This window comes from Dokdonella sp. (assembly GCF_035703485.1).
GTDB lineage: Bacteria > Pseudomonadota > Gammaproteobacteria > Xanthomonadales > Rhodanobacteraceae > Dokdonella.
The window spans coordinates 1-13,101 of the sequence record NZ_DASSYD010000072.1; the positions used below are offsets into that span (position 1 = coordinate 1).

General features: G+C 60.2%; 12 protein-coding genes and 1 pseudogene. 3 read left to right on the forward strand and 10 right to left on the reverse strand.

The annotated features are described in order from the left end of the window. The first annotated feature begins 467 nt into the window (after positions 1-467). On the forward strand, positions 468-2,138 hold the full coding sequence (locus tag VFN25_RS05410; RefSeq protein WP_325139622.1) for an AMP-binding protein: 1,671 nt from the start codon (positions 468-470) through the stop codon (positions 2,136-2,138). Between the two features lie 178 nt (positions 2,139-2,316). On the opposite strand, the gene VFN25_RS05415 is transcribed toward VFN25_RS05410, so the two are convergent. Then, complete coding sequence (locus VFN25_RS05415) at positions 2,317-3,939, reverse strand: amidohydrolase family protein (RefSeq protein ID WP_325139624.1); 1,623 nt, start codon at positions 3,937-3,939, stop codon at positions 2,317-2,319. 244 nt (positions 3,940-4,183) lie between these two features. Between VFN25_RS05415 and VFN25_RS05420 the strand changes: the two genes are divergently transcribed. Then, positions 4,184-4,834 (forward strand): sterol desaturase family protein, encoded by a 651-nt coding sequence (locus VFN25_RS05420; RefSeq protein ID WP_325139626.1) that lies wholly within the window; start codon positions 4,184-4,186, stop codon positions 4,832-4,834. A gap of 27 nt (positions 4,835-4,861) precedes the next feature. Here VFN25_RS05420 and VFN25_RS05425 read toward each other — a convergent pair whose 3' ends face one another. The 5 genes from VFN25_RS05425 to VFN25_RS05445 form a co-directional block, all read right to left on the reverse strand. After that, positions 4,862-5,584 (reverse strand): GGDEF domain-containing protein, encoded by a 723-nt coding sequence (locus VFN25_RS05425; RefSeq protein WP_325139644.1) that lies wholly within the window; start codon positions 5,582-5,584, stop codon positions 4,862-4,864. Beyond that, a complete protein-coding gene (locus VFN25_RS05430; protein ID WP_325139628.1) occupies positions 5,563-6,090 on the reverse strand; it encodes a hypothetical protein in 528 nt (175 codons plus the stop codon). The genes VFN25_RS05425 and VFN25_RS05430 overlap by 22 nt, the downstream gene beginning before the upstream one ends. A 187-nt stretch (positions 6,091-6,277) precedes the next feature. Continuing rightward, a complete protein-coding gene (locus VFN25_RS05435) occupies positions 6,278-6,598 on the reverse strand; it encodes a hypothetical protein (protein WP_325139630.1) in 321 nt (106 codons plus the stop codon). A 27-nt stretch (positions 6,599-6,625) separates the two neighbouring features. Then, positions 6,626-6,832 (reverse strand): hypothetical protein, encoded by a 207-nt coding sequence (locus VFN25_RS05440; RefSeq protein WP_325139632.1) that lies wholly within the window; start codon positions 6,830-6,832, stop codon positions 6,626-6,628. Between the two features lie 69 nt (positions 6,833-6,901). Then, positions 6,902-7,153 (reverse strand): hypothetical protein, encoded by a 252-nt coding sequence (locus VFN25_RS05445; protein WP_325139634.1) that lies wholly within the window; start codon positions 7,151-7,153, stop codon positions 6,902-6,904. A gap of 264 nt (positions 7,154-7,417) precedes the next feature. On the opposite strand from VFN25_RS05445, the gene VFN25_RS05450 reads away from it, so the two are divergent. Then, entirely contained in the window at positions 7,418-8,338 is a 921-nt protein-coding gene (locus VFN25_RS05450) for a M14 family metallocarboxypeptidase (protein ID WP_325139636.1), read from the forward strand. A 64-nt stretch (positions 8,339-8,402) separates the two neighbouring features. On the opposite strand, the gene VFN25_RS05455 is transcribed toward VFN25_RS05450, so the two are convergent. The 4 genes and pseudogenes from VFN25_RS05455 to VFN25_RS05470 all read right to left on the reverse strand — a co-directional run. Next, entirely contained in the window at positions 8,403-9,731 is a 1,329-nt protein-coding gene (locus VFN25_RS05455; protein ID WP_325139638.1) for a PQQ-dependent sugar dehydrogenase, read from the reverse strand. A 91-nt stretch (positions 9,732-9,822) separates the two neighbouring features. Then, complete coding sequence (locus tag VFN25_RS05460) at positions 9,823-10,692, reverse strand: NAD(P)-dependent oxidoreductase (RefSeq protein ID WP_325139640.1); 870 nt, start codon at positions 10,690-10,692, stop codon at positions 9,823-9,825. Beyond that, a complete protein-coding gene (gene speA, locus VFN25_RS05465) occupies positions 10,689-12,578 on the reverse strand; it encodes a biosynthetic arginine decarboxylase (protein WP_325139642.1) in 1,890 nt (629 codons plus the stop codon). Before speA ends, VFN25_RS05460 begins: the two co-directional genes overlap by 4 nt. Positions 12,579-12,803: 225 nt before the next feature. Next, positions 12,804-13,101: pseudogene (locus VFN25_RS05470) on the reverse strand (peptidase S10); the annotation flags it as partial.

Below are 13,101 nucleotides of genomic sequence, written 5' to 3' on the forward strand. Positions count from 1 at the left end.
GTCTGGTGCGTGTGCTGTTTTCATGATCAGGTAGCCTCATCAATTCTTGGTCGAATGTCCCCCGGAAACGGGGGTGTGAGGCTACATTTTATATTCCCGCGGAGCTGCGCCTTTTTTGCCGCATAGCGGCTTCGTCCAACTCCGCATCCGGCTTATCTTTCCGCCGGCGCGGATCCCCGCGCACGAGCCGCGTTCTATCGGCAGTGGCTTGACGCGGGAATCAGCGAAACGGAACTCGCGAACGTGCGCAAACACATGCAGCAAGAGCGTGCACTGGGCAGCAAGCGCTTCCAGATGATGATCGAAAAATCACTCAAGCGGCCGGTAGAGTTGCGTCCGCGTGGGCGGCCGCGAAAGATTCTCGGGGAGGAGGTTTGGCGAATTTGATATGAGCGTTTCAAACGGATAATTCCTCCGTCCCCTTTTATTCGCTATGGTTCGAGCTCGGTCATCTGAAGGTGTCGCCAATGAAGTCTTTCGGTAGCAATGTCAGCTCGAAGCTGAGCCAGGATGACTTCGTCAATATCGCAAGTGATGCGTTCGACAACGACCAGACCGTTGCCGATATGCTGATTGCCGCCTGTGAACGCAACGCGAGTCGGCCAGCCGCAAGCAATCTTGGGTGCAGCTTGAGCTATGCCGACCTCAATCAACAGAGTGCGGATTTTGCCGCCTTTCTGCGTCATGGCCTCGGCCTCGTATCGGGTGAGCGCGTCGCGATCATGCTGCCGAACCTGCTGCAGTATCCGGTTGCCGTGCTCGGGGTTTTGCGTGCCGATCTCGTCGCCGTGTTGGTCAATCCGCTGTACACGGCGCGCGAATTGCATCATCAGTTGAAGGATTCCGGCGCGGCGGTTCTTGTTGTGCTCGACAATTTCGGCGCGGTCGCCGCCGAGGCGCTCAAGGACACCGAGGTCCGCCAGGTCATCACCACGCGTGTCGGTGACATGTTGCCCTGGCCGAAATCCTCGATCGTTGATTTCACCTTGAAGCATGTGAAAAAGATGATCCCGCCGTTCACCATTACCGATGCCATGCGCTGGCCACAGGCGCTGACGAGCGGAGCGACCCTGCCCCGCGTCGAGGCCAGCTATCGCGCCAGTGATACCGCACAGCTGCAATACACCGGCGGCACCACCGGCTTGGCCAAGGCCGCGGTGCTTCCGCACCGAGCGGTGGTGGCCAATGTCGCCGCCGCCGAGCAATGGCTGGGTCGGGCACTGGTTGCCGACCGCGACACGGTGCTGGTATGTCTGCCGATTTACCATATCGCCGCCTACAGCAACCTCATTTTCAACCTGACGCACGGCTTTCATTCCGTATTGATCACCAATCCGCGTGACATCCCAGGTCTGGTCGCGACGTTTGCCAAGTTGAAGCCCGCGTTCTTCTCCGGCGTGAACACCTTGTATGACGCCCTGCTCAACCATCCTGATTTCAAGTCGCTGGATTTCTCGAACCTGAAACTGTGCCTGCAAGGCGGAACCGCATTGCGTCGCAGCACCGCCGAACGCTGGCTCGCCGTCACCGGCTGCCCGGTGATCGAGGGCTACGGACTTTCCGAAACGGCCGCGGCAATCACCTGGAACCGCATTGATGGCAACAATCCGGTCGGTTCGATCGGCATGGCCGCGGCTGAAGTTGAAATCACGCTGCGCGACGAACAAGGCGCCATCGTACCGATGGGTGAGCCCGGCGAGCTCTGCGCACGCGGTCCACAAATGACAACGGGCTACTGGAATCAGGCAGAAGAAACCGCCAACGCATTCTTCGACGGCGGCTGGTTCCGCACCGGCGACATCGCACGCGTCGACGAACAGGGCTATTACTTCGTCCTTGATCGGCGCAAGGACATGATTCTGGTGTCAGGTTTCAACGTTTATCCGAACGAGATCGAAGATGTCGTCGCGATGCACCCGGGCGTCCTCGAAGCCGCTGCAGTCGGCGTGCCTGATGAAAAGTGCGGAGAGGCCGTGCGTCTTGTCGTCGTTCGCAGCGATCCAGCCTTGACCGAAGAAGAGCTTCGCGCGCATTGCCGCAAGAACCTGACCGGCTACAAGCAACCGAAGGATATCGAGTTCCGCGACAGCCTGCCGAAATCGGCAGTGGGCAAAATCCTGCGTCGCGAACTGCGCTAGCAAAAAAGGGGACCAAAAAAGGGGACGGAGGCATTATTTGTTTGAATTGTGCCGGGATCCCTCAATCTTCCGGCGAAATTGCGTCCGCGCGACCCGCCGCAAAGGGTCATTGGCAAGTTGCTAGACGGAATGGATGCGGGCGTTTTAAACGGATAATGCCTCCGTCCCCTTTTTTGGGTTAGGGCTGCGGCAATTCCTTGATCCCGCGTCCTGCTTTGTCTTCGGCGACCATGTTGCGTACGTCAGCGAGCAGTTGTCTGGCGTCGTAGACGATGCCGTCCTTGATCGTGTACTCGACCCCACCTACGCGCTGCAGCTTGCCGTCGGCATCGAGTTTGATGTGGCCGGTGCCGTAGAGGGTCTTCAGGTTGGCCAGCGGGTTTTCCGAGAGCACGGCGAGATCGGCAAGCTTGCCCGGTTCGACCGAGCCGATGCGGTCATCGGCGCGCAAGACTTCGGCGCCGTTCAAGGTTGCCGAGCGGATCACTTCCAGCGGATGGAAGCCGGCTTCACGCAACAGTTCGAGCTCCTGAATCGTGCCGAACCCGTAGAGCTGATAGATGAAGCCGGAATCCGATCCGACCGTGACCCGGCCACCGCGGTTCTTGTAGTCATTGACGAAATCCATCCAGCGCCGGTAGTTGTCGCGCCAGGCGACTTCGTCTTCGGTCGTCCAGTCAAAAAAGAAACTGCCATGGTTGTCGCGGTTCGGTGTATAGAATTCCCATAGCGATGGCATCGTGTACTCGTCATGCCAGTCGGCGCGGCGCGCGCGCATGAGGTCTCGCGCGGCGACGTAGATGGTGAAGGTCGGGTCGATGGTGAAATCGAGGGCGAGCAATTCGCTGATGACGGCTTCGTATTTCTCGCTGCCTTTTTTCGCCGCCTGCGCCCACAAGCGGCCGGCCTGAGCGAAACGATCGGCTTCGTTGTTGTAGTTGTAGGCGGCCGGATAGTCCTGCACGGTGCGGTCATCAAACAGCGCCTCGGGCAGGCCGTACCAATGCTCCATCGTGGTCAGCCCCCAGCGCGCCGTGGTCAGCACGTTGACCCGGGCAACATCGAGCTGGGCATGATGACAGGCACTCTGCATGCCCTGCCTTTTCAGTTCGTCGAAGGCCGCTTCGAGGATGTCCGGACGATAGCCGAAACATTTCATGCCGAGCGCGCCTTTGGCTTTCATGTCGCGCACCCACTTGCGCGCCTGTTCCGGTGTGGTCATCGGCGCATCGAGGCCCATGCCGAAAAACGCATAGGGGAAAATACGCGGCGCGGTGATCTGGTTTTTCGCGCTGCGCTGTTCTTCGCTGACGCACCAGTCGATGCCATTACCGCAACCGGGATCGCGGATCGAGGTGATGCCGTGACCCATCCACAGCTTGTAGACATACTCGGCCGGCACGCCCTGCTCCTCGCCGCCGATATGACCGTGCAAATCAATCAGGCCCGGCATGACGTAGTGGCCACTCAAATCCATTTCGCGGCCGCCGGCCTTGAGCTTGGGCCGATCCTCGGTCTTGATCGGCGAATTAGGCGCACCGACCGAACGCACCGCCGCGATGCGATTGCCCTCGATGACCACATCGGCCGGGCCAAACGCCGGACTTCCGGTGCCGTTTATCACGGTGACGCCGCGCAGGATCAGTTGAGTGTACGGCCCCTCACCTTCAGCGCGCGCTGGTGCCGGCGTCACCACCAATGACGGATCTTTGACTTTCGCCGGCTTGGACTTTGCGTCAGCAAGCGCGGGCTCGACAACAATGAAGGCGAGCAGGGCCAGCATGGTCAGTGGCAATCGCATCGGTTCCGCTCCAGATATCGGATGAAGAAGCACGATGATGCCTCACGATGACAGCCAACACACCCGTCGGCGGGACCAGGCCGGGCGAGCGGCGACGAGCTGAAACTTGTTGCGCAGTTATTGATCAATTCTGGGCAATGGATTGCGCCGGTCAGATCAATGATTTGAGACAATACGCCGCCTCGCCGCGTTGCCGAGGCGCCCTTTTCGCCGCTTGCCGCTGCAGACCGCCCTGGACACCGCATTGAACGATTCACCCAAATCAGAGATTCGCAATCGTCCCATCGAACTGCTTGCGGCCATGCGCACGCTCGCTGGCGAGGTATTGAACGGCATCATCCGAATGTCATCGACCCGGGCCAACTACTGGCTGGAATTCGCTTTCACCGGCAGCTTGGCATTTGCCCTGCTCGGTGCCGGTGTCAGCCTGCATCGCGGCTCCTGGCTGGCCGCCTTCTTCACCGTGCTGGCCGGCTTGATCGCTTTCAGCTTCATTGAGTATCTGTTTCATCGCTGGATCTTCCATGGCCCGGACTCGATGTACCGGCGCGGTCATGATGCCCATCACCTGAATCCCAAAGGCTATGACGGGCTGCCGTTTTTTCTGCCGTCGGCCATTCTGCTCGGATTGACCGCATTGTTCGCCTTGAGCATGCCACGCAGCCTTGCCTGCCTTCTCGCCGGCACGATCGCTTTGGGTTATGTCTCCTACGGCCTGAGCCACTTCATCATCCACGCGCGACGATTCCGTCACCCGTGGTTTCGCGAGTGGGCCGCCAATCACCACATTCACCACCATCACCCGGATGCCAATTTCGGCGTCACCTCATCGCTCTGGGATCATCTGCTGCGCACGCGCTATCAGCGCCAACCACGGCCGCATGATCCGACGTGATGGGTCGTCGATGCGCAGTCGGCAAGATCAAATTTGCTGTTGGCTCGATGTGATCGTGGTCAGCGTGCGTATCTGCAGGTAGCCGCGGCGCTGCCAGTCCAGCAATTGCGGCATGTCGATGGGACGCCTTCCCTCCAGTTCGACGCGGCCGTTCGGAGTCAACTCGACGCGTTCCACGCGACGGCGCCCGGCATTCTTGGCCACGTAGAGAGCGGCGTCAGCCCAGCGGATGGCATCGTCGAGCGGCGCATTCCAACCCGGCGCAAGCGGATGGTGGACATAGCCACCCGAAACACTGACCGCCATCGACTGGCCGTGCCACAGCATCGGCTCCGTTTCGATTTTCGCCAGCAAACGCAACACCTTGTCATCGAGCGTGCTGGCGTTGCGCTCGTTGAGAACAAGCAGAAACTCTTCACCACCCCAGCGGTACAGCTCGTCGTCGCGACCGAGCACGTTGCGAATCCGCTCGACGACCAGCTTGAGAACAGCATCGCCCGCCTCGTGACCATGCTGATCGTTGATCAACTTGAAATGATCGAGATCGAGCAACAACATTCCCGTCGTTTGATCGGCACTTGATTCCAGCTTCGGCTTGCGCAAAAGACGACGCTGGAACTGATAGCGACTGGATGCGCCGGTCAAGGCATCGAACCGCACCACGTCCGACAAGTTGTCGCGCTCCCTGCGCGCGCGACGGATAGCAAGATAAAGAAACAAACTGACCGTTATGGCAAACAGGGCGAGCACGAGAGCCAAGGCCTTGGCCAGCCGCTCGGCACGCAGCCGCTCTTGCTGGATCTGTTTTCGATCGACAAAGCATCGATTCGACTTTCGAGTTGCTGCGAGGAGTGCCTCGCCTCAACTTCGGCAATGGCACGTCCACGCTCATTGCGAAACAGCTGCGTCCACAATTTCTGCCGCTGCTCCATGAAGTCGACGGCAAGCGCATAGCGTTGCTTGTCGCGAAGCACGCTGATCCGCCGATCAAGCCCGTCGAGCACATCAACCACTTGCCCTTTGCTCTGGAAGTAGTCGGAGGCTTTGCGCATCAAAGCCAGACCCTCGTCGATCTGATCGAGTTGCATCAGCGCCTGACCATGCAGCAGCTGACTTCTGGCCGTGCAATAGCTGTCCTGGTGTTGTCTGGCCAGGGCCTCGATCGGAGCAAGCACTTCGATCGCCTGATTCGGCTTTGCCGTGGCCAACAACAATTCCGCGCGCCGGCACCCCAGGCTTAGGGCAACGCTGATCATGTGGCACAACCGTCATGGCCTTCAGAAGGCTCGCCAGTAGTGCTTGGCGAAGTGAAGGCTGGTTGCCTTGACGAGCCGCGCGGTGCGGCTGGCGGACCTTCTGGATGCCACCTGCTTCAACAAAAACAATCGAATAGGCGACACCTGTCTGCGCGCAGACAGGTGTAGTGACGATTGCGCCACTTGATCAGCGTTGCCCTGGCGTTGTAAAGACCGGAGAGCCTCCCCTGGCAAGTTCTTCGGCCTCAGTCAGCGATTTCTCGGCGGCACCGAAATCACCCGTCTTGACCAGCGCCGCGGAACGCGTGTCGAGCAGCGATATCCGGTTCTGCAAGGGGATCGATTCGACGGACTGGGCCAATGCCTTGTCGATTGTTTCAAGCGCTGATTCGGGCAAACCCATCGCGTTGTAAAGGTCGGAGATCGTGCCAAGTCGGAACAGTCGCGCGCTCAGCCGACGCCTGGGCAGCTTGTCCGCCCAGTCCAGCGCAGCAAGTTGATGGCGCAAGGCCGTGTCGAAGTTTCCTGCATCGAATTACATGTTGCCGTAGCTGCGCTCCAGCGCCTCCATCACCTCGGCTGAAGCGTCCGAGCGGATACGTGCGCGGACCTTGTTCAACTGGCCGGGGAACTTTCCGATCTGATCGTCGGCGTGATTCATGAAGATGCTCTCGATCTCCATCAACCTGGCCGTATCGTCATCGCGATTGGCGTCGGCTAGTTCACGCAGGGATTGCATCATCGCCAACCTTTGCTCAAAGGTCGGACTGTCATGTTGCAAGGCCAGTTGCGTTCGCAGCAGCTCGCGGCCCTATGGGTAGGGCGGATTGGCAGGCAACCGGCGTTCAAGCCGTTGAAGCGCGGCCTCAGCATCGGCAGAGGTGTCTTGCGCCACGCGCATTGCCTGCAGCTGCTCGATGGCGGCGTCAACCGAAACCTTCGCCGGCAACGATTGACTCATGCTCGCCAACACCAGTGCGACCAGCACCACCACAATCGCCGGAACGAGGGCGCGAGCGGGTCGAACTTCAACCGCTGAACACTTCTGGGTACCGGGTCGCACGTTGTCTGCTGGCTTCAAGCGGAGGGCATGCGAAATTTATACCCGATCACGCGGCGGCAAGGATGAACACGACTTGCCAGTGGCCGCAGCTAGCGCGCGGACACACTCTCGCTCCGGCGCGCTGTCGAAATGATTGCTTCATGCGGATTCCGGAAATTGGATCGGCGGCTTCTCCCACCGACCGGTGGAGCAGCGAAATCCGAGACCATCGCCATGGATGTTAAAGTTGTCCGCTTCCATTTGAAGCAATCAGCGAGTGCCGTGATGACGAACGAAGCCTTTTATCCCATTGGAACACCCGGCAAACCCTGGGGCGCAGCGGAAGTCGCGGAATGGCGATCGACCCAGCACCCAAAACGCAGCTACGCCGATGAGGTGGTGAGCGTGATCGACGCGCTGCGCGATCGCTTCGATGTCTCCGAGTACGGTCGTCTCGATTACCACGCCGACAAGTTTCCGCTGTTCGCAATTCGCAGTCGCGACTGGGATGACAGCTTGCCCATCGTGCTCGTGACTGGCGGCGTACACGGCTATGAGACCAGTGGCGTGCATGGCGCGTTGCGGTTTGTCGACAAGCATGCGGCCGATTACGGCGGACGCGTGAATCTGCTTGTTGCGCCCTGCGTGAGCCCCTGGGCTTACGAGATGATCCACCGCTGGAACCGTGATGCGATAGACCCGAATCGCTCGTTCCATGACAACAGTCCGGCCCAGGAATCAGCTGCGCTGATGAAGCTGGTGGCGCCGATTGTCGACCGCGCACTGGTGCATATCGATCTGCATGAAACCACCGATACCGATGAGTCAGAATTTCGTCCGGCACTGTCGGCGCGTGATGGCAAGGCCTATGAACCGGGCACGATTCCCGATGGCTTCTATCTGGTCGACGACGCGGACAGCCCGCAGCCGGAATTTCACAAGGCGATCATCGAGGCGGTGGCAAAAGTCACCCATATCGCGCCGGCCGACGACAAGGGCGAGATCATCGGCTCAACCGTGTTTTCGCCGGGCGTCATCCGCTACGCCTTCAAGCCGCTTGGTCTCTGCGCCGGCGTCACCAACGCGCCGTACACGACCACCACCGAGGTCTACCCGGACAGCCCGCGCGCCACGCCTGAGCAATGCAACGTTGCTCAGGCGGTGGCCGTATGTGCGGCGATCGATTTTGCCCTGGGGCAAGGCTGATCAAGTGGCGTAAACGTCACGACACCTGTCTGCGTGCAGATCGCCGCGCGGTACGTAGATTCGCTCAGTTGTCGAAGCCGTCCTGGAAAATCTTGTCCGAGTAGAAGATGTAGGCCTGGCCGCCCTGGCTTCCGACAAACAGGTTGCCATGGGCATCTTCGCCGAAACCGATCGGACTGATGCCCGGAGTGCCGCTCAGAGTCTCGTAATTCCATGACGACACACCGGCGCCCGGATCGGCGACGACATACATGCGACCGGCACAGTAGTCCGAGAAGATGTGCTGGCCGCGCAGCGGGCCGATAGGACCGCGATAAGTGTAGCCACCGGTAATCGAGCACCCTGAAATACCGCTGTTGTGGGAATACTCCAGTCGCGGAACGACGCTTCCGACCGGACCGCTGCAACCGAGTACGTTGCCGGGATAGGTATGCAGCCCCTCGCACTGGTTCCACTGGAAGTTCTGTCCACCGCTGCCAGCAGCCTGGAAGCTGATCTCCTCGTAGCGGTTCTGTCCGACATCGCCAATCAGCATGTCGCCAGTTTGTCGATCAAAGCTGAAGCGGAACGGATTGCGGAATCCCCAGTTGAAGATCTCGGCGCATTCGTCCGGGAAGGTAGCCGCATTGGCAAACGGATTGCCGGGTGGAATCGCGTAGGGCGCCGGCTGGCCTGAGCCGACCCCGCATAGATTGCTTGCCGACGGGGTCGTGTTATGGACGTCCAGACGCAGGATCTTTCCGAGCAGATAGTAGGTGGGTCCCGAGCCGGAAGTCGTGTGGCAGCTTGCCGGATTGTTGTCGGCCTTCTTGCGCCCGGTGCATTGGGCAAAACCGTTCGGATCGCCCTGAACGCCACCATCGCCGATTGACCAGTAGAGATAGCTGTCGGGACCGAAGTGAAGGTCGCCACCATTGTGGTTGCCGGCGATATCCGGAACGCGCATGAGAATCTGGCCACTCGGATTGGCGACATCCGAACTCGGTGGGGAGACCGTGTAGCGGGCCAGCACATGATCGTTGCTGGCACCGAGTTCTGGATCGCTGTTGGGCGCCGAATAGGATACGTAGAACGTGCCGTTGCTGGCGAAATTCGGATCGAAGGCGAGGCCGAGGATGCCTTGTTCGCTGTTGCAACCTGCGCTGATGGAAACAAACGGCGTCGCCAGCAGGCTGCCGTTCTTGACGATGCGTATCCTGCTGCAGCGCTCGATGACAAAGACCCGGTTGCTGCCATCGTTGGGCGAGCGGAAAGCAATCGGTTGCGCGAAGGTGGTGCTGGAATCGGGCCAGCGCACGAGCTGGAGATCGGCCGGAACAATCGCCGCGGTGGCGACCAGAGGCACGGCCAGGATCAATCCAAACAGGATTCTGAAAGCAGGTGAAATACGCACGGGCGAGCTCCGTTAAGCGAACAAGCTGTTTTCTAACACGAGGTCCGTTGGATTTTCATTGCGCTGCGTCCCCGTTCAGGTGTTTGCCGGCCTATCGGTTTGCGCGCTTGAGACGGATCAACGAAGAGATATCGTCGTCACCATGGCCTTTTGCCATGAGTACCGCGTAGTCGGAAAGGGATTTCTCGATCACGCTGCGATCGGTGCCAGCGTCGCGCGCGAGCTCATGGACGATCTTCAGATCCTTGTGCAGCAAGGCAAGCTTGAAGCCGACCTTGAACTCGTCGCGCAACATGGTCGCACCACGCTTGTCGAGGAACCAGTTGCCAGCAGCACCGGTGAGCAGGGTCGAGATCAGGGTATCAGCATCAAGCCCGAGCGCTTCGCCGAGGGCGAGTCCTTCGCAGACACCTTGCGCGATGCCGGCGACCAGCACCTGATTGACCGCCTTGGTGTTCTGGCCAGCGCCGATTCCACCCATGTGATTGATCCGGGCCGCATAGCATTCGAGCACGGGCCGCACGCGCTCCAATGCCGGGGCCTCGCCGCCGACCATCACCGAGAGCTTGCCGTTACGCGCGCCTTCGACACCGCCGGAAACTGGTGCGTCGATGAACTCGCCGCCGACGCCAAGCATGCGTTCGCGCGCCTCGCGTGCGGTCACCGAAGAGACTGTCGAGTGATCGATGACGATCGTGCCCGGTTGTGCGTTCGCCGCGATCACCTCGACATCGGCGAGGACATCGGCATCGGCCGGAACGCACAAGGCGATGACGTTGCATTGCGCCGCCAGCTCGGCCAGCGAGGCCGGTTCATCGAGATTGAATTCAGCCGCGATGGCGCGGGTGTTGGCAGGCGTGCGCGTCCAGACCGATGCCAGCAATCCGGCTCGGGAAAGATGTCCGGCCATCGGTTGGCCCATCGCGCCGAGTCCGACAAAACCGGCCTTGATGTCACTCATTGTGTAGTCTCCGCAAGATAGGTGTAGGCCGTCAGGCCGGCTTCGAGAGTGGCTTCGAGTTGTTTCGCCTCGTCGCCTGAAATACCAACCGCAGCGATCTTGTCGCGATACTCGGCGCGCAAGGCTGTGAGGTCGTAGCCGACATAGTCGAGCATGAGATCGGTGGTGTCGCCGCGGCGCTGGTCGGAGATCCGGTAACCGTCGCCGGTCAGTTTGACGCTGATCGCATCGGTGTCACCGAACAGGTTGTGGATGTCGCCGAGGGTTTCCTGGTACGCACCAACCATGAACAGGCCGAGCAGGTAGGTTTCCCCATGCGCGGGTGCGTGCAACGGCAGACTGACATCGACACCATCGGCGCCGACGTAGTGATCGATGCGGCCATCCGAATCGCAAGTGAGGTCGGCGATTACGCCGCGCCGGTCCGGCACGCGATCAAGCCCGCTGATCGGCATGATCGGAAACACCTGATTGATTGCCCAGATATCCGGCGCGGATTCAAACACCGAGAAATTGACAAAGTACTTGTCGACCAGAGTCTCGTTGAGCTCATCGAGCACCTGGCGATGCGAACGCTCTTCGGATTTCAGGCGTGCGCGAACGGCATTGACGATCGCGTAGTAGAGATCATCAAGCTGGGCACGATCGGCAAGAGAAAGCTGGCCAAGTGCGTATAGCGACTGACCTTCGGCGAGGTGGTATTGCGCCTCGTGATAGAGCTCGGTCGGCGGCCGCTTGCCGATTTCGGCATGCACCTCGCGCAGGCGTCGCAGCACGGCGGGTTCGTCTTCGCTCGGCTCGGGCACGGCACCGCGCGGCGATTCCTCGATTTCACTGACATTGACCACGAGCACCGCATGGTGCGCGGTCAATGCGCGGCCGGACTCGGTCAGCACATGCGGCTGGGCCAGATCATTTTCGGCGCAGGCCTCGGCCAGCGCGCCGACCACACTCGACGCATATTGATCGAGGCCATAGTTGATCGAGCATTCCGAGCGCGAGCGCGTGCCTTCGTAGTCGACGCCGAGACCGCCGCCGACGTCCATGTACTGGATCGGCAATCCAAGTTTCGAAAGTTCAACGAAGTAGCGCACGGCCTCGCGCATGCCGCGTGCGATGTCGCGCACGTTCGACATCTGCGAGCCCATGTGGAAATGCAGCAGCTTCAGCGTATGCGATAGATCAGCCTTCTTGAGCTGTTCGATCAGGGTCAGCAACTGGCGCGGGGTCAGACCAAACTTGGCCTTGTCACCACCGGAATTCTGCCATTTGCCTGCACCCAGGCTCTTCAGGCGCATGCGCACGCCGAGCAAGGGCTCGACGCCGAGTGATTTCGCCTCCTCGATGACGTAGCGCAGCTCGGACGGCTTCTCGATGACGATGAAAATTTCGAGTCCGAGCTTGCGTCCGATCAGGGCCAGGCGGATGTATTCGCGATCCTTGTAGCCGTTGCAGATGACCACGCTGCCGCGCTTGGCCAATGCGAGTACAGCCATCAGTTCAGGCTTTGAACCCGCTTCGAGACCAAATCCGGGACCGCCACCGGCGGCAAGTTCACCGGCTACGTTGTTCTGCTGGTTGACCTTGATCGGATAGATCAGGGTGTAGCCACCGGCGTAATCCCAATCAGACATCGCCTTGGCGAACGCAGCCTGCAGGCGGCTGCGACGGTCATCGAGAATGTCGGCGAAACGCACCAGCAAGGGCAGTCGCGAACCACCCGCGCGAGCAGCCTCGACGATGTCTGCCAGATTCAGCGCAGGGCCGTCAGCGATGCGCGGCTTGACTTCAATGGCACCGTCCGCGCCGACATCGAAATAGCCTTCGCCCCAGTTGCCGATGGCGTAGGTTTGACGGGCGTCGTCAGTCGTCCAGGATGTGCTCATGGTTTCCTCCGGAAGAGTTAAGGCAACGCTGATCAAGTGGCGCAAACGTCACGACGCCTGTCTGCGCGCAGATCGTTGACGTCGCAGCGGCAGGCTTGGACGCGTAAGACAATCAGATCCGTAGGTCGGGAGCCTTAATGCCGCGGGAACCAAACGGGGCCGCGCATTGTAACCGCGCGCGCAGGTTCTGCGCGCGCGGAAAGGCAGCACCTTCATTTCGACAAACTATCTCGCGGCGTAAACAGCCTTGACGTCCTTGAGCAGCAGCGCCGAACTGTCCGGACGCGCATAGAACATGTGGCCGCCCGGGTAGTTCTTGACCTCGACTCGGGTCGGATCACCCATCGCCGGCATCTGATCGACAGCAAGGACCGAGACCATGAACGGGCAGGACAGATCATCCCAGCCGTGGGCAATCAGCACACGCAGTCGGGAATCATTGGCCACGGCCTTGCGCAACTGATTGACCGAGCCCTCTTCGGCATCGTCATCCTGATGCCACAAACGGTTCACGTCGTAGCTC